This window comes from Bradyrhizobium sp. MOS001 (assembly GCF_004634465.1).
In the GTDB taxonomy this organism is placed as follows: Bacteria; Pseudomonadota; Alphaproteobacteria; order Rhizobiales; family Xanthobacteraceae; genus Bradyrhizobium; species Bradyrhizobium barranii.
The window spans coordinates 34808-53732 of sequence record NZ_SPVJ01000044.1 but is presented as its reverse complement, the minus strand read 5'-3'; the positions used below and the strand labels follow the sequence as shown (position 1 = coordinate 53732).

17 protein-coding genes are annotated in these 18925 nt (G+C 65.0%); 5 read left to right on the top strand and 12 right to left on the bottom strand.

Translation table 11 applies throughout. The annotated features are described in order from the left end of the window. Positions 1-120: 120 nt before the first annotated feature. Together CT676_RS34650 and CT676_RS34645 are read left to right on the top strand one after the other, a co-directional pair. The gene (locus tag CT676_RS34650) at positions 121-402 is read left to right on the top strand and encodes a type II toxin-antitoxin system Phd/YefM family antitoxin (RefSeq protein WP_135216338.1); all 282 of its coding nucleotides are present in this window, start codon (positions 121-123) and stop codon (positions 400-402) included. Continuing rightward, a complete protein-coding gene (locus CT676_RS34645) occupies positions 399-824 on the top strand; it encodes a type II toxin-antitoxin system VapC family toxin (protein WP_135216337.1) in 426 nt (141 codons plus the stop codon). Before CT676_RS34650 ends, CT676_RS34645 begins: the two co-directional genes overlap by 4 nt. 4 nt (positions 825-828) lie before the next feature. Here the strand turns inward: CT676_RS34645 and CT676_RS34640 are convergent, their stop codons facing one another. Together CT676_RS34640 and CT676_RS34635 are read right to left on the bottom strand one after the other, a co-directional pair. Then, entirely contained in the window at positions 829-1677 is an 849-nt protein-coding gene (locus CT676_RS34640) for a DeoR/GlpR family DNA-binding transcription regulator (protein ID WP_135216336.1), read from the bottom strand. A 91-nt stretch (positions 1678-1768) separates the two neighbouring features. Further along, a complete protein-coding gene (locus CT676_RS34635) occupies positions 1769-2467 on the bottom strand; it encodes an HAD-IA family hydrolase (RefSeq protein WP_167768262.1) in 699 nt (232 codons plus the stop codon). 154 nt (positions 2468-2621) lie between these two features. On the opposite strand from CT676_RS34635, the gene CT676_RS34630 reads away from it, so the two are divergent. Together CT676_RS34630 and CT676_RS34625 are read left to right on the top strand one after the other, a co-directional pair. After that, on the top strand, positions 2622-3089 hold the full coding sequence (locus tag CT676_RS34630; RefSeq protein ID WP_085398540.1) for a nuclear transport factor 2 family protein: 468 nt from the start codon (positions 2622-2624) through the stop codon (positions 3087-3089). A gap of 327 nt (positions 3090-3416) precedes the next feature. Then, positions 3417-3812 carry a nuclear transport factor 2 family protein gene (locus CT676_RS34625; RefSeq protein ID WP_135216334.1) on the top strand — a complete coding sequence of 132 codons (396 nt, stop codon included), beginning with the start codon at positions 3417-3419 and terminating at the stop codon, positions 3810-3812. Positions 3813-4079: 267 nt separating this feature from the next. Here CT676_RS34625 and CT676_RS34620 read toward each other — a convergent pair whose 3' ends face one another. From CT676_RS34620 to CT676_RS34575, 10 genes are all read right to left on the bottom strand, one after another. Then, positions 4080-4271 (bottom strand): hypothetical protein, encoded by a 192-nt coding sequence (locus CT676_RS34620; RefSeq protein WP_028134810.1) that lies wholly within the window; start codon positions 4269-4271, stop codon positions 4080-4082. A gap of 220 nt (positions 4272-4491) precedes the next feature. Beyond that, entirely contained in the window at positions 4492-4902 is a 411-nt protein-coding gene (locus tag CT676_RS34615) for an acyl-CoA thioesterase (protein WP_063985193.1), read from the bottom strand. A gap of 7 nt (positions 4903-4909) precedes the next feature. Beyond that, positions 4910-7006, bottom strand: a complete 2097-nt coding sequence (locus tag CT676_RS34610) for a 3-hydroxyacyl-CoA dehydrogenase NAD-binding domain-containing protein (protein ID WP_167768261.1) — start codon at positions 7004-7006, stop codon at positions 4910-4912. A 2-nt stretch (positions 7007-7008) separates the two neighbouring features. Next, positions 7009-8292 (bottom strand): acetyl-CoA C-acetyltransferase, encoded by a 1284-nt coding sequence (locus CT676_RS34605; protein WP_135216332.1) that lies wholly within the window; start codon positions 8290-8292, stop codon positions 7009-7011. Next, positions 8292-10559: an acyl-CoA dehydrogenase gene (locus CT676_RS34600; RefSeq protein WP_167768260.1), complete on the bottom strand. Its 2268-nt coding sequence runs from the start codon at positions 10557-10559 to the stop codon at positions 8292-8294. The genes CT676_RS34605 and CT676_RS34600 overlap by 1 nt, the downstream gene beginning before the upstream one ends. A 309-nt stretch (positions 10560-10868) precedes the next feature. Continuing rightward, positions 10869-11492, bottom strand: coding sequence for a flavin reductase family protein (locus tag CT676_RS34595; RefSeq protein ID WP_071916221.1), 624 nt, complete (start codon positions 11490-11492; stop codon positions 10869-10871). A gap of 176 nt (positions 11493-11668) precedes the next feature. Beyond that, positions 11669-12268 carry a TetR family transcriptional regulator gene (locus tag CT676_RS34590; protein WP_071916222.1) on the bottom strand — a complete coding sequence of 200 codons (600 nt, stop codon included), beginning with the start codon at positions 12266-12268 and terminating at the stop codon, positions 11669-11671. Positions 12269-12301: 33 nt separating this feature from the next. Continuing rightward, a complete protein-coding gene (locus tag CT676_RS34585) occupies positions 12302-15439 on the bottom strand; it encodes an efflux RND transporter permease subunit (RefSeq protein WP_071916223.1) in 3138 nt (1045 codons plus the stop codon). Positions 15440-15615: 176 nt separating this feature from the next. Further along, positions 15616-16722, bottom strand: a complete 1107-nt coding sequence (locus tag CT676_RS34580) for an efflux RND transporter periplasmic adaptor subunit (RefSeq protein WP_135216330.1) — start codon at positions 16720-16722, stop codon at positions 15616-15618. A 341-nt stretch (positions 16723-17063) separates the two neighbouring features. Further along, complete coding sequence (locus CT676_RS34575) at positions 17064-18395, bottom strand: MFS transporter (RefSeq protein ID WP_135216329.1); 1332 nt, start codon at positions 18393-18395, stop codon at positions 17064-17066. 77 nt (positions 18396-18472) lie between these two features. Between CT676_RS34575 and CT676_RS34570 the strand changes: the two genes are divergently transcribed. After that, positions 18473-18901 (top strand): DUF2809 domain-containing protein, encoded by a 429-nt coding sequence (locus CT676_RS34570; RefSeq protein WP_167768263.1) that lies wholly within the window; start codon positions 18473-18475, stop codon positions 18899-18901. Positions 18902-18925: the final 24 nt, after the last annotated feature.

The window sequence follows — 18925 nt, the reverse complement described above, 5'->3', positions numbered from 1 at the left end:
TTCTGGTGGGCAATCAGCCGTGGAAATGGGCAGTTCGGACGCCAATCGAAACCGCAATACGATCTTGAATAGTCACGTAGAGCCAATATAGTCATAATAGTCACATTAGTTATATTCGGCATGACAGACCGCAGCACCGCCCCCGATTCGCCCCCGGCTGACACGTGGACGCTCGCCAATGCCAAGGCACGCCTGTCCGAGGTGGTCGATCGCGCCCAAACTGGCCCCCAGATCATCACCCGACACGGCAGGCCCAATGCCGTGGTCGTTTCCGCGGATGAATGGGCGCGAAAGACGGCGCGCAAAGGCACGCTGGCCGAATTCCTGCTGGCGTCGCCGCTGCGCGGTGCCGACCTCGAACTTGAACGGGTGCAGGATGAACCGCGCGACGAGATGCCGTGAACCTGCTCCTCGACACCAACGTGCTGTCGGAGGTTCAGCGGCCGGCGCCTTCCCCGAAAGTCCTGGCATGGCTCGATACGGTCGATGAGGATCGCGCGTTCATCAGCGTTGCCTCGATCGCCGAGCTTCGCCGCGGTATCGCCCTGCTGGATGACGGCCGTCGGCGCGCCGCGCTGGCCGCTTGGCTCGCCCACGACCTGCCGGCTCGGTTCGCGCAGCGCATCCTGCCGATCGACCACGCGGTCGCCGAGCGCTGGGGCGACCTGATGGCGCAGAGCCGTCGCAATGGCGTCGCGTTGTCCGTGATGGACGGCTTCTTTGCGGCCACCGCGCTCGCCAACGATCTCACGCTCGTCACACGCAATGTGAAAGATTTTGCGGCCTTCGGCGTTCCGCTGCTCGACCCATGGAGCGACGCCTAAGCCGCTATCTCAGCCGGACCACCGGCGCGGCTTCGGGCGCGGCATCCTGCGCTTCGGCCTGCGCATCATCGATATCCGCCGCATCCTTCGGCATCGCCGCCATCACCTCGATGCCCTTGCTGTGGCAGATGGTGGCGAGGCGCTCGGGCAGCTCCTGGTCGGTCACGAAGGTCTGGATCTGGGTGATATGGGCGATGCGCACCGGCGCGCTGCGGCGCAGCTTGGTGGAGTCGGCAACCAGCATGACGCTGCGGGCATTGGCGATGATGGCTTGCGCCACCTGCACCTCGCGATAGTCGAAGTCGAGCAGCGCGCCCTCCTCGTCGATCGCGGACGCCCCGATGATGGCATAGTCGACCTTGAACTGGCCGATGAGCTGCGTCGCGGTCGAGCCGACCACGGCACCGTCGGCCCGCCGCACCGTGCCGCCGGCGACCACCACCTCGATGCGGGGATGGCGGTAGAGCAGCATCGCGACGTTGAGATTGTTGGTGATGACGAGGAGGTCCTCGTGCGAGGTCAGCGCGCTCGCCACCTCCTCGGTCGTGGTACCGATATTGATGAAGAGCGAGCAGCCGTTCGGGATCAGCGAGGCCGCCGCGACCCCGATCGCCTTCTTTTCGTCGGCGGCGACGAACCGCCTCGCCTCGTAGGCGAGGTTTTCGACGCCGGAGGCGATGATGGCGCCGCCGTGGATACGGGTCAGCGAGCGGCGCTCGCAGAGATCGTTGAGATCCTTGCGGATCGTCTGCGCCGAGACCTCGAACCGGCGCGCGAGCTCCTCGACCATGACGCGCCCCGAGGCGCGCGCGATGTTGAGGATTTCGGCTTGGCGATGGGTCAATCCGGTCACGGCGATGGCCTCAAATCAGGAAAGCGCATGGTGCGGCGGTTCGCACGTTCGGTCAATGCGCTCAGCGATCACGGTTAACGGACAAAGCCTCTCACCATGCCATCGCGGCGGCGAGACGCGCGAGCAGTTCCGGATCGTCGAACGCGCTGGCGGAGGCAACCGCGCCGGCGCCAACAAGGTCGGCATGGCTGAGGCTCGTCCGGATGCCGATGGTCGGAATGCCGGCGGCCGTCGCCGACTGCACGCCGGAGCGGGAATCCTCGAACGCGATCGAAGCCGTCGCGCTGCCGCCGACGAAACGCAGCCCCTCCTGATAGGGCAGTGGGTGCGGCTTGCCGTGCGCCAGCTCGTCGCCGATCACAAGCGCCCTGAAGCGGTGCGTGATGCCGAGACCGGAGAGCAACAGCTCGGCATTCAGACGCGGCGCGTTGGTCACCGCGACCATGGGAATGCCGGCGGCATCCGCGCGGTCGAGCAGCGCCATCAGACCCGGAAGCGGCTCGATCTGTCCGGCGACAAGTGTGCGGAAGACGACCTCCTTCTCTCCGAGGATCACGGCGCGCCGTTCCACGGTTTCGTCGGGCAGAAAGCGCTCGCCGATCGACGCATTGGCGAAGCCTTGCAGCTCCCTCGAAAAGCGCGCGTGATCGAACACATGGCCGCGCGGCCCAAGCACCTGGTTGAACGCCTTGGGGTGCAGCGGGTCGGTGTTGGCCAGCGTGCCGTCGATGTCGAACAGCAGCGCCCTGCCCGTCACTTGCCCCCGCGCCTGCCCTTTGGCCTCGATCATTTCCGTACTTTCCCGAATGCACGATGCATCAATGCGAAACACGTATCAATGCAGCCCCGATCGCGCAATGACGCATCGACATGACCGCCACGCGACACTCGACAAAGTCGCGCGCGGCTGCAACACTCCGCGCAAGACCAAAAAGGAGGAAACGATGACGATCAACCGACGCGATCTGGCTCTCTCGACTCTTGCCGTCTCAACCCTTGCCGTCTCCGCGCTTGCTCTCACAGCACCGGCGTTGGCGGCCGCGGCGGATGAGGAAGCCGTGGCGAAAAAGGTCGAGGCCTTCCGCCTTGCCCAGATCGCGGCCGATCCCAAGGCGCTCGGCGCGCTCTGCGCCGACGAGGTGAGCTACAGCCATTCCAACGGCAAGGTCGAGGACAAGGCGACCTTCGTCACCAACGCCACCGACGGCAAATCAAAATTCCTGTCGATCGAGTACAAGGACCCGACCATCAAGGTCGTCGGCCCCGCCGCGATCGTGCGCTTCCACTGGATGGGCGAACAGGAAATGGCGGCCGATGGGAAAAAAGTATCGACCAATCTTCACATCCTGATGAACTGGCAGAAGCAGGGCGACGATTGGAAGCTGCTGTCCCGGGCGGCAACGAAGTTGTGATGGCGACTCTTACCCTCTCCCCCTGTGGGAGAGGGTGGCTCGCCGCGCAGCGGCGAGACGGGTGAGGGGTATGCTTCGGCGAGTAACTCTCTCGCTTCCGAATGCGCCGATAGAACCCCTCATCCGGCGCTTCGCGCCACCTTCTCCCACAAGGGGAGAAGGAAAAGGCAGCGGCATCAAGGGCTGCAAAAAATTCCGACCACGCTTTGCGCGTCAGAAATCGCGCCGCCTGGCGCAATGCAGCGTATTGCGACGACGATTGCGACCTGGCGCTCGACACAATCAAGTGCGGCTGCAACAGTGGGCGCAAGATCAAGGACGGAGGATATGATGACACTCAATCACGACCATGCTGCCACGACGGACCACGAGGCGGTGGCAAAGAACGTCGAGGCATTTCGCCTCGCCCAGATCGCGGCCGATCCGAAGGCCCTCGGCGCGCTGTGCGCGGACGATCTGAGCTACAGCCATTCCAGCGGCTTCCTCGAGGATAAGGCGGCCTTTATCGCCAACGCCACCGACGGCAAGACGGAGTTCCTGTCGATTACGTACAAGGACCCGACCATCAAGATCGTCGGCCCCGTCGCGATCGTGCGCTTCCATTGGCTGGCCGAGATGATGACCGGCGGACAGAAAGTGGCAAACAGCCTTCATATCCTGATGAACTGGCTGAAGCAGGGCGACGATTGGAAGCTGTTGTCACGCTCCGCGACGAAGTTGTGATCGACGCTCTTACCCCCTCCCCCTGTGGGAGAGGGTGGCTCGCCGCGACAACGGCGAGACGGATGAGGGGTTGCCCCCGCGGGCGACCCTCTCACGATTGAATTCGCGGAAACAACCCCTCATCCGGCGCTTCGCGCCACCTTCTCCCACATCCGCCTTCGCCAAGGCTTCGGCGGACATGAAGGGAGAAGGAAAAGGCAGCGGCATCAAGGGCTGCAAAAAATTCCGACCACGCTTTGCGCGTCAGAAATCACCAGCGGAAGGCGCCTACGCCGCTTCCTTCACATCGCCATTAACCAGCTTGCGCGCGGCACGCTCGGCTTCGCGTGCGTTGCGGAAGAGCTGGCCTTCAAGGCGATTGAAGCGGTGGGACGAGGCGAAGAAACAATAGCCTCCCTGAGAACGAACGACGATACCTGCGGTTTGCGAGTCGACTTCGATAATGTAGCTGTCCGGCATGGTCCGTAGATTCCTCAGTGCGGGCAAATAACGGCAATCCTGCCCAAAGGTTCCTGAGCACTTGAGGCCGTTTCCACCCCGAATCGACACGCAATTGAGTACGCCGGGACCTCATCCGTTTTATGACTTGTTCTAGGCGAAGCCGCGACGCGGTGACTCAGTCGCGCCGCGTTTGGCGTGCCGCAAGTTTGCGTGAGATGGGGCAGAGCGTCGCGCGCGATTACGTCGCGATCGGCGGATCGTTGCGCTGGATCGCTTGCGGACGGCCGTCATCATCGATCGAGACGTAGGTGAAATGACCGTCGGTGACGAGGATCGGCTGGAGCTCCCTGCGCCGTAGCGCCCAGGCTTCGAGATGCACGGTCATCGAGGTGCGGCCCACGCGGACGAGATTGGCATAGACCGAAACGAGATCGCCGACATAGACCGCTTTGCGAAAATTCATCGCCTCGATCGCCACGGTGACCGTACGCGACCTCGCGAGCTTCGATGCGAACACGCCGCCGCCGACATCCATCTGGCTGAGCAGCCAACCGCCGAAGATGTCGCCGTTGGCGTTGGTGTCGGCGGGCATTGCCAGCGTGCGAATGCAGAGATCGCCGCGCGGCTCGGTGTCGGACTTCTCGGTCATGTCGGTCTCACCTAAAATTGTCCCAGCCCGGATCGGGCGCAAAGCGCCCGCCGAATCGCTCGGCCAGCGCGCGCAGGGTGGATACGACATTTTCCACGCCGCGCGTGCGCGCGTAGTTCAGCGGACCGCCGCGGAACGGTGCATATCCAGTGCCGAAGATCATGGCGCCGTCGACCGCATCGGCATCGTCGACGATACCTTCGCGGAGTGCCGCGACGCAGACATTGGACATCGGCAGCACCAGGCGGTCGATCATCGGGTCGGTGACGCGCGGGCCGGTCTCGGGCAACGGCGCCTTCTCCGCCTTGCCGTCCTTCCAGGTGTAGAATCCCTTGCCCGTCTTGCGGCCGAGCTCGCCCTTGGCGACCTTCTCGCGCAGCCAAGCCGGCGTCGGCGGGAGCAGATCGCCGAACTTGGTCCGCAGCATGTCACCGACGTCGAGGCAGATGTCGAGCCCGACCTGGTCGGCGAGCTCGATCGGCCCCATCGGCATGCCGAACTGCTCGGCCGCCGCGTCGATCAGGCGCTGGTCGATCCTCTCATCCAGCATCACCATCGCCTCCAGCATGTAGGGCGTCAGCGCACGGTTGACGAGGAAGCCGGGCGAGCTCTTCACGGAGAGCGGCAGACGGTCGATCGCGCCGACGAAGGCGAGCGCCTCCTTCAGCACCTGCGCGTCGTTGCCGTCATGGCTGACGACTTCGACCAGCTGCAGCCGCGACACCGGGTTGAAGAAGTGCAGGCCGACGAGACGATCGGGCCGCGCCAGCGTGGTGCGCAGATCCTGGAGCGGAATGCTCGACGTGTTGGTCGCAAGGATCGCGCCCGGCTTCATCTTCGGCTCGAGGCCCGCATAGACCTTCTGCTTCAGCTCGAGCTTTTCCGGCACCGCCTCGATGATCAGATCGGCGTTGCGAACGCCCTCGCCGTCCATGTCGGGGATCAGACGATCAAGCGCATCGCGCACCTCGGTCGGCCTGCGAATGATCTTGCCGTAAAGCTCGGCCGCGCGCTTCACCGCGCCGGCGACCGGCTCCGGCTTCATGTCCGCGAGCGAGACGCGCAGCCCCTGCCCCGCACACCACGCCGCGATATCACCACCCATGGCGCCGACGCCGATGACATGGACGTGCTTGATCGTGTTGCCGCCGCCGGCCGTCTTCTTCATCTGCTCGCGCAGGAAGAACACGCGGATCAAATTCTGCGCGGTCGGCGTCACCATCAGCCTGGCGAACGAGGCCTGCTCGGCCTTCAGCATCGCGGCCTTGCTGCCGCCATGGGTCTCCCAGAGATCGATCAGCGCGTAAGGCGCCGGATAATGCTCGCGGGGCGCGGCCTTCGCCGCCTCCGAGCGCATGCGCCTGGCCAGCAGCCCGCGCACGGGACCGAAATTGGCCGCGTGAGTCAGAAGGCCCGGACGCGCCCGCTTCAAGCGGCCGAACAGCGCATCCTTCACCGCGTTGCGGACGTGCCGCTCCTGCGTCACGGTATCGACGAGGCCGAGCGATCTGGCGCGGCGCGCATCGATGGTGCGGCCGGTCAGCATCAGCGCCATCGACTGCGTCGGGTTCACCAGCGCGGTGAAGCGCGCGGTGCCGCCGAGGCCGGGATGCAGGCCGAGCATCACCTCCGGGAAGCCGAAGCGCGCGCCGTCGATCGCAATGCGCGACTGGCAGGCCAGCGCGACCTCGAGCCCGCCGCCGAGACAGAAGCCGTGGATGACCGCGACTGTCGGCAGCTTCAGCGCCTCCAGATGATCGACCACCGCATGCGCCGCGCGGATGCGTGTCTCGACCATTTCAGGGTCGCTGGCGCCGCGGAATTCGTTGACGTCGGCTCCGGCAATGAAGCCGGACGGCTTTGCCGAACGGATCACGAGGCCTGCGGGACGTTCGGTCTCGATCGCCGCGAGCACGGCATCGAACTCCTCCATCACGTCCGCGGACAGCGTGTTGGCGCTGCCATCTGCGCGGTCGAACAGCAGCCAGGCGACGCCGTCGGCATCGCGCGTCAGCTTGAAGTGCTTGTAGGGGCTGTCGGTCGCGGGCCTGGGCCCAAGCTCCAGCACGCGGTCGCCGAGCGCGGTCATGATCCTGGAATCCATGGTCACACCGCCTCGATCAGCATGGCGCCGCCGAGTCCGCCGCCAATGCATTCGGTCGCGACGCCGCGGCGCGTGCCGAGCCGCTTCATCGCGTTGACGAGATGCAGCACGATGCGGTTGCCGGACGTGCCGACGGGATGGCCGAGCGAGATGGCGCCGCCATCGACATTGAGTTTGTCACGGTCGATCTCGCCGGCCGCGCCGTCGAGGCCCAGGATCTCGCGACAGAATTTGTCGTCGTTCCAGGCGGCGAGACAGCCGAGCACCTGCGTCGCGAAGGCTTCGTTCAGCTCCCAGGTCTCGACGTCCTTGACGGTGAGGTCGTTGCGCTGGAGCAGCGGCGTCGCCGACATCACGGGTCCCAGTCCCATGATGCTGGGATCGAGCGCGGCCCAGTGGCTGTCCACGATGACAGCCTTCGGCGTCAATTTGTGCTTTGCGACCGCCGCGTCGGAGGCGAGGATCACCCAGGACGCACCGTCGGTGATCTGCGACGAATTGCCGGCGGTGACCTGGCCCCAGGGGCGCTCGAACACCGGCCGCAGCTTTGCGAGCGTCTCGGCCGTCGAGTCCGGCCGCACGCCGTCGTCATGGTCGAAGAATTTTCCGTCGCGGGAGAATGCGGTCTCGACCTCGCCCTTGAGAAAACCTTCGGCCTGCGCATGCGCGAGCCGGCGATGACTCTCGGCGGCATAGGCGTCGGACTGTGCCCGCGTGATACCGAACAGATGGCCGACGACCTCGGCGGTCTGGCCCATGTTCAAGTCGGTGATGGGATCGGTCAGGCCGCGCTCGAGCCCGATGATCGGCTTGAGATAGCGCGGCCGCAGCTTGAAGGCGGCAGCGAGCTTCGCGGCCACGCCCTTGGCGGTGGCAAGGCCGGCGAACCAGCGCACACCGGAGTTCGGCCAGACCAGCGGCGCGTGGCTCAGCGCCTCGGTGCCACCGGCGAGGACCATGTCGGCATGGCCCTCGCGAATGTAGCGGTAGGCCGTGTCGATCGACTGCATGCCGGAGCCGCAATTGATCTGCACGGTGAAGGCGACCATGTCCTCGCCCATGCCGAGCCGGAGCGCGGTGACGCGGGCCGGGTTCATCTCGTCTGCGATCACGTTGACGCAGCCGAGGATGACCTGGTCGAAATCATCGGGTGAAAACGGCTGGCGCGCCAGCAACGGTCGGCCGCATTGGACGGCGAGATCGACCGGCGTGAACGGCCCCGGCCCCGAACGCGCTTTGAGAAACGGCGTCCGGCTGCCGTCGACGATGAAAACCGGTCGTGCCATCAGCTCGCCGCCCTCTGTTCACCGAGTTCCTGGAAGAACTGATGCACATCTCCGGTTTTCTTGTAAATCGGCGACAGCGCTTCGGGCGCAAAATCATCGACCTCGATCACTTTTGTGACGGCCTCATGAGCGGCCGCAAGCTGTTCACCCTCGGCCTGCGTGATCACGCCCTTGGCGACGCCATCCTTCCAGTCGCGGATGTGCGCGGCGCGCATGCGCTTGGCGATGGCATCGGTGGCCGCAACGAGCTTGAACGCGCGCTCCAGCCGGGCAAAGCCGCCGTCGTCGTCGACATGGGCGAGATCCGGCGTGAGACGCTCGCGCGCGGCCGACGGCTCCAGCACGAGACTGGCGCATTGGTGCACGACACGGTCGGACGGGCCGAGCACCCGCGCGCCGAAGGGCTGGACCACGAGCTTGAGGATTAAAGCGACAAAACGGTTGGGCAGATTGGCGAGGATTTCGGCAAGCCGGTTCTCGATGGTTTTGAAGCCGGTCGCCATGCACCATTCCAGCGCAGCGAAGTCTTCCTTCTGCCGGCCCTCGTCCTGCCAGCGTTTCAGCGCGGCCGAGAGCAGATAGAGCTCGGAGAGGATGTCGCCAAAGCGCGCCGACAGCATCTCCTTGCGCTTGAGCGCGCCGCCGAGCGTGAGCAGCGCCATGTCGGCGCAGAGCGCAAAGGCCGCAGAGTAGCGCGCGAGCTGGCGGTAGAATGGCGTTGCATCGCCCGCATCCGGCGCAAGCGCGAAGGCGCCGAAGCTCCAGCTGCGGCCGAACGCACGCAACAGCGTTTGGAAGCTATGGCTGACATGTTTCCAGAACGCCTTGTCGAACGCGGTGAGCCCGCGTTCGCGATCGGTGTCGGCCAGCGCGTTCATCTCGTCGAGCAGATAGGGATGCGCGCGGATGGCACCCTGCCCGAACACGATGAGGTTGCGGGTCAGGATGTTGGCGCCCTCGACCGTGATACCGACAGGCACGGCGCGGTGCAGATTGCCGAGATAGTTTTGCGGACCGTCGATCACGGCCTTGCCGCCATGGATGTCCATGGCGTCGTCGACCGCGGTGCGCATCCGCTCGGTCGCGTGCAGCTTCATGATGCCGGAGATGACGGCGGGATGGATGCCGGCATTCAGCGCCGCGCAGGTCAGCCGGCGCGCCGCGTCGAGCTGGTAGGCGGTCGCGACGATGCGCGCGAGCGGCTCCTCGACGCCCTCGAATTTGGAGATGGAGATGCCGAACTGCTCGCGGATGCGGGCATAGGCGCCGGTGGTGCGGGCGGCATAGGCAGCGCCGGCCGCCGACAGCGACGGCAGCGAGATGCCGCGGCCGGCGGCGAGCGCCGTCATCAGCATCTTCCAGCCCTGCCCGAGTCTCTCCTTGCCGCCGATGACGTAGTCGAGCGGGATGAAGACGTCGCGGCCCCAGTTCGGGCCATTCTGGAACACCTGCATCGACGGCAGATGACGATGGCCGATCTTGACGCCGGGCAGATTGGTCGGGATCAGCGCGACGGTGATGCCGAGCTCTTCCTGGCTCCCGACGAGGTGGTCGGGGTCATAGGCCTTGAAGGCGAGGCCCAGCAGCGTTGCGACCGGGCCGAGCGTGATATAGCGCTTGTGCCAGTTGAGCCTGAGGCCAATGACCTCGCGGCCCTCGAAATCGCCCTTGCAGATGATCCCGGTGTCGACCATCGAGGCGGCGTCGGAGCCGGCTTCGGGGCTGGTGAGGCCGAAGCAGGGAATGTCGCGGCCGTCGGCAAGGCGCGGCAACCAGCGCTCCTGCTGCTCCTTCGTGCCGAAGCGCATCAGGAGCTCGCCGGGGCCGAGCGAGTTCGGCACCATCACGGTGACGGCCGCCGCGATCGAGCGGGTCGAGATCTTGCGCACCACTTCCGAATGGGCATAGGGCGAGAAGCCGAGACCACCGAATTCCTTCGGAATGATCATGCCGAAGAATTTTTCGCGTTTGACGAAGTGCCAGACGTCTGGCGGCAGGTCACGCCATTCCCAGAAGATCTTCCACTCGTCGAGCATGGCGCAGAGCGCGTCGACCGGGCCGTTGAGAAAGGCCTGCTCCTCGGGGGTCAGCGTCGCCTGAGGCACCTTCAGCAGCTTCGACCAATCGGGGTTGCCGGTGAAGAGATCGGCATCCCACCAGACGTCACCGGCCTCCAGCGCCTCGCGCTCGGTGTCGGACATCGCCGGCAGCACGCCGCGCGCCCAGGAGAAGATCGGCTTTGTGATGGTGTCGCGGCGGAAGCTCATGGCTGACCTCATGCATCGGCGCGGTTATCGGCATTTTAGCGGAAAGTGGCCGGGGTAAGTGAACACTTCGCGAGCAAAAAGACGCGAATTGACGCGGCCGGGCGACCGCCCCGGAGGCCATAACGGCCGGGGCGTGGGGGCAGTTCCGGGGAGGCGAATCGGGCTGAATGCCCCGTCGTCATTCCGGGGCGACGCGCAAGCGTCGAGCCCGGAATCCATAACCACCATCGGGAGTATGGATTCCGGGCTCGCGCCTGACGGCGCGCCCCGGAATGACGATGCGGAGAGAGTGGCTTAACCTGGATCAGATCAGTCCGGCCGCACCATCTCGAACATGTTTTCCGGCTTGATCTCGAAATAGTCGCCGCGACGGCCGGCGCGGACGATGGGGTGGGCGGCGGCGGTCTGGTAGACGCCGTCCTTGATCATGGCCTTGTCGATATGGACGGCGACGACCTCGCCCAGCGTCAGCCAGGCGTCGGCCTCCTTGCCGTCGGCGCCCTTGAGGCGGACGATGTCAGACACCTTGCACTCGAAGGCGACGGGGCTCTCAGCCACGCGCGGCACGTTGACGAGCTTGCCGGGCACGGCGGTGAGGCCCGCGATCTCGAACTCGTCGACCTCGGGGGCGACATGCGCGGCGGTCGCGTTCATGTGCCTGGCAAGGTCCATGGTGGCGAGATTCCAGACGAACTCGCCGGTCTGCTCCATGTTCGAGACCGTGTCCTTCCAGTTGGTGGAGGAGAAGCCGATGATCGGCGGCACGTAGCAGAACGCGTTGAAGAAGCTGTAGGGCGCGAGATTGACGTGGCCCTTGGTGTCGCGGGAGGAGATCCAGCCGATCGGCCGCGGCGCGATGATGGCGTTGAAGGGATCGTGCTTGAGGCCGTGGCCCTTGGAGGGCTCGTAGAAGTAGAGGTCTTTGTCGGTCACGCGCTGCTTCCTTTTCGTCATTGCGAGCGCAGCGAAGCAATCCAGAATCCCTCCGCGGAGACAGTCTGGATTGCTTCGCTGCGCTCGCAATGACGGAGTTTGTTGGTCCGTCATTGCCCGCCATCCACCCGTTAAGGGCGGCGCTAAGCAGTTTATAGGGGAAATTCCAGCGCCCGTCAGTGGCGCGGCGACAGACCCGCGATGACGAAATCGATCATCTGGTCGATGGTCGGGCCCGGCTTGGTGGCGCACTGGGCGATCATCTGGGGGTGGAAGAAGCGCATCATCGCGGTGCAGGCGCACATCGAGGCCAGTTGCAGGTCCGGCGCTTCGAACTCGCCGGACGCGACCCCTTGCGCGATCACCAGGCCGATGACACCGGCAATGCACTCCATATGGGCGACGCAGACGTCCCAGTCCTCCTGCATCGCGATCTCGACCATCTCATGCAGCTTGTTATCGCCGACATAGCGCTCGGTGTTCATGCGATGGATGGTGGTCAGCAGCTCGCGGAAGCGCGGGAGCACCGGACCAGGCCTCGCCACGATCCGCTGCGCTTCGATCTCGACCTCGCCCATCAAGGCCCGCGCCACCGACTGGTGAATCGCCTTCTTCGATTCGAAGAAGCGATAGACATTGGCGGGGCTCATCCTGAGCTCCTTGGCGATGTCCCCGACCGTGGTCTTCTGGTACCCGATCTGGCGGAACAGCCGCTCAGCCACCTCGAGGATACGATCCCGGGTGTCGCCTTCGATATGTTCCGCAACCAGTGTCATGTGTCAGGACTCGTCCATCAGCAGTCTTCTCATTTATTCAGCCGCTTCAGCAAGCGGAATTGCGTGCTGGTCATCGCTCCCATGCTGCGGCGCGGCAGGCTGCTCGGGGGTGCCCGCCTCGTCCAGGCTCTTCCTGAACCACAGGGCGTAGAGGCCCGGCAGGTACAGCAGCGTCAGGAAGGTCGCGACGAACAGGCCTCCCATGATCGTGATCGCCATCGGGCCCCAGAAGGCCGAGCGCGACAACGGGATCATGGCCAGGATCGCGGCGAGCGCCGTCAGCACCACCGGCCGGGCGCGGCGGACAGTTGCCTCCACGATCGCCTCACGGCGGGTCAGGCCGTGGGAGACGTCGGTCTCGATCTGGTCGACCAGGATGACGGTGTTGCGCATGATCATGCCGGCGAGTGCGATCAGGCCGAGCAGCGCCACGAAGCCGAACGGGGCATTGGCGACGTTGAGGCCGAACGAGGCACCGACGATGCCGAGCGGCGCGGTGAGGAACACCAGGATCAGGCGCGAGAAGCTCTGCAGCTGGAACATCAGCAGCGTCAGCATCACCATGACCATCAGCGGGAAGAGGATGAAGATCGAGGCGTTGCCCTTGGCGGATTCCTCGAACGCCCCACCCGGCTCGATACGGTAGGCCGGCTCGAGATTGTCCTTGATCGCCTTCAGCTTCGGCGTGATCTGGCTGGTGACGTCGGGCGCCTGCACGCCGTCGACGACGTCGGAGCGCACGGTGATCGCCATGTCGCGGTTACGCCGCCACATGATCGGCTCCTCATGGGCATACTCAATCTTGGCGATCTGCTGGAGCGGCACGGCGACGCCGTTCTTCGAGGTGATGGTCAGATCGCCGACGCCGCCGAGATCGAGACGTTCGGACGGGACCGCACGAGCGACCACGGCCACCTTCTCGATGCCGTCGCGAATGGTCGTGACCTGCGCGCCCGAGATCAGCATGGACAGCGCCTGCGAGACGTCCTGCGGGGTCAGGCCCATGGCGCGGGCACGATCCTGGTCGACGACGAGCTTGAGGTAAGGCGACTGCTCGTTCCAGTCGAGCTGGACGTCCTTGACGCTCTTGTTCTGCCGCATGACGTCGCGGACCTGATAGGCGATCTCGCGCACCTTGTTGGCGTCGGGGCCGATCACGCGGAACTGGACGGGGAATCCGACCGGCGGACCGAAGTTGAAGCGGTCGACGCGCACGCGCGCTTCCGTCAGCATGCCCTCCGCAGCCGCGTTCTCGATCTTGGCCTTGATGCGCTCGCGCGCCTCGACGCCCTTGGCGACGATGACGATCTCGGCAAAGGCCTCGTTCGGAAGCTGCGGATTGAGGCCGAGCCAGAAGCGCGGCGAGCCCTGGCCGACATAGGACGTATAGGTCTCGATGTCCTTGTCGTCCTTGAGCAGCGTCTCGGCCTTCTTCACCGCCTTCTCGGTGACGTTGAAGGCGGTGCCCTCGGGCAGGCGGAGCTGGAGGAACAGCTCGGGCCGCTCCGACAGCGGGAAGAACTGCTGCTGGACATGGCCGAAGCCGACGATCGAGGCGATGAAGACGCCGACGGTCGCGGCCACCACGGTGATGCGGTGGTTGACGCACCATTGCACGATGGCGCGCAGGCCGCGGTACATGCGGGTCTCGTAGACCGCGTGCGGATCGTGATTGTGGTGCACCTTGATGTTGGGCAGCAGCATGACGCCGATATAGGGCGTGAAGATCACCGCCACGAACCAGGAGGCGACCAGCGCGATCGCCACGATCCAGAAGATGCTGCCGGCATATTCGCCGACCGCGGAATTGGCAAAGCCGATGGGGAGGAAGCCAGCGGCCGTGACCAGCGTTCCCGTGAGCATCGGAAACGCAGTGGATTCCCAGGCAAAGGAGGCCGCGCGGAAACGGTCCCAGCCCTGCTCCATCTTCACCACCATCATCTCGACCGCGATGATCGCGTCATCCACCAGCAGGCCGAGCGCGATGATCAGCGCACCGAGCGTGATGCGGTGCAGATCGAGCGACATCATGTTCATGACGACGAAGACGATACCGAGCACCAGCGGCACCGACAGCGCGACCACGATGCCGGTGCGCCAGCCGAGTGCCAGGAACGAGACGAACAGCACGATGACGAGGGCTTCCATGAAGGAGTGCACGAACTCGCCGACGGCGTGCTCGACCACCTTGGGCTGGTCGGCGATGAGCTTGACGTCGATGCCCTGCGGCACCGCCTTCATGAACTCGGCGGTGGCCTTCTCGACCTCCTTGCCGAGATCGAGGATGTTGGCGCCCTTGGCGGTAACGACACCGATGCCGATCGCGGCCTTGCCTTCCTGGCGCACGATGAAGCTCGGCGGGTCGACATAGCCGTGGGTGACGGTGGCGATATCACCTAAACGGAACACGCGGCCGTTGCTCTCGACCGGCGTCTCGGCGACGGCCTTGGCGCCATCGAGCGCGCCGGTGACGCGCAGCGGCACGCGCTGCGACGAGGTCTCGACCGTGCCGGCGGGCACGACGTTGTTCTGCTTGGCGAGCGAATCGAACAGGGCCTGCGGCGTGATGCCGAGGGTGGCGAGCTTGGCGTGCGAGAATTCGACGAAGATGCGCTCGTCCTGGTTGCCGTAGACGTCAACCTTGGTCACGCCCGGCACCTTCAACAGGCGCTGGCGGAAGCCTTCCGAGACCTTCTTGAGCTGGGCATAGTCGGCGCCGTCGCCGGTCATCATGTAGAGGATGGAATCGACGTCGGAGAACTCGTCGTTGACGACGGGTCCCAGAATGCCCGAAGGCAACTGGCCCTGCACGTCGGCGAGCTTCTTGCGCAAGAGATAGAAGAGATACGGCACGTCCTTTGGCGGCGTGGAATCGCGGAAGGTCACCTGGAGCGCGGTGAAGGCCGGCTTGGAATAGGTCTGCACCTTCTCGAAATAGGGCAGCTCCTGGATCTTCTTCTCGATGGGGTCGGCGACCTGCGTCTGCATCTCCTGCGCAGTCGCGCCCGGCCAGATCACGGAGACGTTGACCACCTTCACCGTGAAGAACGGATCCTCAGCCCGCCCGAGCTTCTGATAGGAGAAGAAGCCGGCGACGCCGAGTATGATCATCAGGAACAGGACCAGCGTCGGATGGCTGACGGCCCAGGCCGAAAGGTTGAAGCGCTTCATCGCACTCTCCAAAGATGGTCCAATTGCAAAAAAACCACAGCCACTCTGTTCAAACCGTCGTCGCGAGGCAGCGAAGCAATCCAGGGGGCTGGGCAGGTTCTGGATCGCTTCGCCGCTTCAGCCCCGGCATTTGCGCTTGGGCCGAAACTCACCTCACACGACGTGACTCGTAAACTCTAGAAGGACAGCGACGAGACGATCCGCACCCGCTGGCTTGGATCGAGCTTCTGCACGCCGAGGGCCACGATCTTGGCGCCCTCGTCGACACCGCTGGTGATGATGACGTCGTTGCTCTCGTAGGACTTCACCACGACCGGCTTGAGCGTGACGGCGCCATTGTCGTCGACGACGTAGAAGGAGGGCTTGCCGCCTTCGTTGAACAGCGCCGACAGCGGCAGCCGCGCGACGCGCTCGGTCGCGGCATCCGACAGCGTCAGCGTCGCGGTCATGCCGAGCGAAACCTTGTCGTCGGCCTCGGGCAGCGAGAATTTTGCTAGATAGGTGCGCGTCGACGGATCGGCCGTCGGCGCGATCTCGCGCAGCTTGGCCGCATACTTCTTGTCCGGCTCCGACCAAAGAGTGACGCTGGCGGCGCCCGACTTGGCACGTCCAACCAGCGTCTCAGGGATCGCGACGACCGCTTCCTTCTCGGCAAAGCGGGCGACACGGATCGAAGTCTGGCCTGCGGCAACCACCTGGCCGGGCTCGATCAGCGTTGCGGTGACGACGCCACGGGCGTCGGCGTTGAGCGTCGCGTAGGAAAGAGAATTCTTGGTCAGCTCGACTGAGCGCACGGCTCGGTCCAGACGCGCGCGGGCCTCATCGGCGGCGGCGCGGCTCGAATCCATCGCCGCATCCGTAGTCCAGCCCTTGGCCTTCAGATCCTTGGCGCGCTGCTCGGCCGCGGCGGCCTGGGCCAGCACGCCGGTCGCGGCGGTCTGCTCGGCGACGGACTGTTCAGCCTGGAGCTTCAGATCGACCTCGTCGAGGGTCGCGAGCGGCTGGCCGATTTCGACGGTCTGGCCGACCTCGACCAGGCGCTTGGCAACCTTGCCGGCCACGCGGAAACCGAGATCGCTCTCGATCCGGGGCCTGACGGTGCCGACGAAGCTGCGCTCCGGCGTCTCGGCATCATAATGGGCGGTCGCGACCAGAACCGGCCGCGGCGGCTCGGCCTTTTCAGCGACGGTGTCATTGCACCCGGCCAGCGCAGCGGCCATCAGGGCCAGCGACACACCCGCCAAGAGCTTGGAATAGCTGGACAAAACTGATCGAACGAACATCGGAGGACACTCCCGCGACTGCAATGAGAGGAATGTCGACTAATCACTGATGAAAGTCAATAATCGTCAGTCATCAGGAAAGCGTGATCGTTAAGGGGCGGTAAGGATTTGGATGGCGGTTGCCGGGAGGGTGCGATCGTAGGGTGGGCAAAGCGGAGCGTGCCCACCATGCCTGCCGGAATCGGGAAAATGGTGGGCACGGCGCGAAGCGCGCCTTTGCCCACCCTACGAGAGCCCGTAGCCCGGATGGAGCGGAGCGTAATCCGGGGCCTGCAGGCTGTAGCTGGAGTGCTCCCGGATTTCGCTTCGCTCCATCCGGGCTACGCAGCGGTGCGGGCGGCCTACCGCCCCTGCCCGGCGAACTCGTGCTTGCTCTCGTGGCCGCCGACAAACACTAGGATGCCGGCGATCAGGGGCAGGACGGCCAGCACCAGCAAGCCGGTCGAGGTCTGGCCGGTGGCTTCCTTGACCCAGCCGATCAGGTACGGCCCGCCGAAGCCGGCGAGATTGCCGATCGAGTTGATCAGCGCGATGGCGCCGGCCGCCGCCGTGCCGGAGAGCCAGGCGGTCGGTAGCGTCCAGAACACGCCGAAGCAGCAGAACACGCCGATCGCCGCGACGGTGAGCACCACCATCGTCATGGTGGGATCGGTGAGATAGGAGGAGATGGCCAGCGCGACGGCGGTGAGCAGCAGCGGCGCGCCGACATGCATCACGCGCTCGCGCGTCGCATCCGAATGCCGCGCCCACAGGATCATAGCGATGGTGCCGAACAGATACGGGATCGCTGTGACAAAGCCGGTCTGGGCGTTGGTGAGGCCGAACGCCTTGACGATCTGCGGCAGCCAGAACTGCATGCCATAGAGCGCGCCGACGAAGCCGAAATAGACCAGGCTCAGCATGATCACCTTCGGCGACGACAGCGCCTCGCCGAGCGACAGATGCTTCACCGCCTGCTTGGCCGCGATTTCCGAATCGAGCCTGGACTTGAGCCAGGCCTTCTGATCGGCCGAGAGCCAGTCCGCCTTCTCCGGCCTGTCGGTGAGATAGAACCAGGTGACGATGCCCAGCAGCACCGAGGGGATGCCCTCGATGATGAACAGCCACTGCCAGCCCTTCAGCCCCATCGCGCCGTCGAGCCCGAGCAGCAGGCCCGAGACCGGCGCGCCGATCACGGTGGAGACCGGGACGGCGATGGCGAAGGCGGCGAGGAAGCGGGCGCGATACTCGGCCGGGTACCAGTAGGTGAGATAGAGGATGATGCCGGGGAAGAAGCCGGCCTCGGCGACGCCGAGCAGGAAGCGCAGCACGTAGAAGCTCGTCACCCCGCTGACCAGCGCCATCAGCGCCGAGATGATGCCCCAGGTCACCATGATGCGGGCGATCCAGCGGCTCGCGCCGAACTTCTCCAGCGCCAGATTGCTCGGCACCTCGAAAATGAAATAGCCGATGAAGAAGATGCCGGCGCCCCAGGAGAAGATCAGCGGCGTGAACTTGAGCTCGGCGTTCATGGTCAGCGCGGCGAAGCCGAGATTGACGCGGTCGAGATAGGAGAAGAAGTAGGCCAGCACCAGGAACGGAATCAGGCGCCAGGAGATGGCGCGGATCGTCGAGGTCTCGATTTCCGACTTGGCTGCGCCGGCGGAACCGGCATAGGTCGTGGTCTGGCTCATGGCTTCCCCCCGGGGTTGTTGCTTTTATGGGCTAATGCGCGGTTTTCAGCATCGTGGGCAAAGAGTCAATGGAAGCAATGCAGGTCGCGCAGCCGGTCAACATGATTGCGCTGCGACAGCGATCGCTGATCCGTGCCGCCCTGGCGCTGGTCGTGATCGCGTGCGGGCTGTCGTTGCGCTGGTACGGCTTTCCGCTCGGGCTTCCCGCCTTCGTCGTGAAGTATGGCGGCTCGCTGCTGTGGGCGACGATGGTGCTTTTGCTGGTCGGGGTTTTGCTGCCGGGGCTGTCGCGAAGCCGACTTGCAGCCATCGCCGTGGCGATCGCGATCGCCGTCGAGTTCTCCCGGCTGGTGCATGCGCCCTGGCTCGATGCGTTTCGGCTCACCACCGCGGGCGCGCTGCTGTTAGGACGGATCTTCTCGCTGTGGAATCTGGTGGCCTATGCGGTCGGGGTTGCGTTCGGCGTTTGGATTGATGGTCTTGTAGGGTGGGCAAAGGCGCGTTAGCGCCGTGCCCACCATTCTCCTTCG

What these genes read in the sequence shown, in the direction of transcription:
- CT676_RS34610 (WP_167768261.1), bottom strand. Translation starts at nt 7,006, where the DNA reads ATGGATTCCAGGATCATGACCGCGCTCGGCGACCGCGTGCTGGAGCTT.
- CT676_RS34600 (WP_167768260.1), bottom strand. Translation starts at nt 10,559, where the DNA reads ATGAGCTTCCGCCGCGACACCATCACAAAGCCGATCTTCTCCTGGGCG.
- CT676_RS34650 (WP_135216338.1), top strand. Translation starts at nt 121, where the DNA reads ATGACAGACCGCAGCACCGCCCCCGATTCGCCCCCGGCTGACACGTGG.
- CT676_RS34590 (WP_071916222.1), bottom strand. Translation starts at nt 12,268, where the DNA reads ATGACACTGGTTGCGGAACATATCGAAGGCGACACCCGGGATCGTATC.
- CT676_RS34615 (WP_063985193.1), bottom strand. Translation starts at nt 4,902, where the DNA reads ATGACCGAGAAGTCCGACACCGAGCCGCGCGGCGATCTCTGCATTCGC.
- CT676_RS34570 (WP_167768263.1), top strand. Translation starts at nt 18,473, where the DNA reads ATGCAGGTCGCGCAGCCGGTCAACATGATTGCGCTGCGACAGCGATCG.
- CT676_RS34625 (WP_135216334.1), top strand. Translation starts at nt 3,417, where the DNA reads ATGATGACACTCAATCACGACCATGCTGCCACGACGGACCACGAGGCG.
- CT676_RS34620 (WP_028134810.1), bottom strand. Translation starts at nt 4,271, where the DNA reads ATGCCGGACAGCTACATTATCGAAGTCGACTCGCAAACCGCAGGTATC.
- CT676_RS34605 (WP_135216332.1), bottom strand. Translation starts at nt 8,292, where the DNA reads ATGGCACGACCGGTTTTCATCGTCGACGGCAGCCGGACGCCGTTTCTC.
- CT676_RS34630 (WP_085398540.1), top strand. Translation starts at nt 2,622, where the DNA reads ATGACGATCAACCGACGCGATCTGGCTCTCTCGACTCTTGCCGTCTCA.
- CT676_RS34585 (WP_071916223.1), bottom strand. Translation starts at nt 15,439, where the DNA reads ATGAAGCGCTTCAACCTTTCGGCCTGGGCCGTCAGCCATCCGACGCTG.
- CT676_RS34575 (WP_135216329.1), bottom strand. Translation starts at nt 18,395, where the DNA reads ATGAGCCAGACCACGACCTATGCCGGTTCCGCCGGCGCAGCCAAGTCG.
- CT676_RS34635 (WP_167768262.1), bottom strand. Translation starts at nt 2,467, where the DNA reads ATGATCGAGGCCAAAGGGCAGGCGCGGGGGCAAGTGACGGGCAGGGCG.
- CT676_RS34580 (WP_135216330.1), bottom strand. Translation starts at nt 16,722, where the DNA reads ATGTTCGTTCGATCAGTTTTGTCCAGCTATTCCAAGCTCTTGGCGGGT.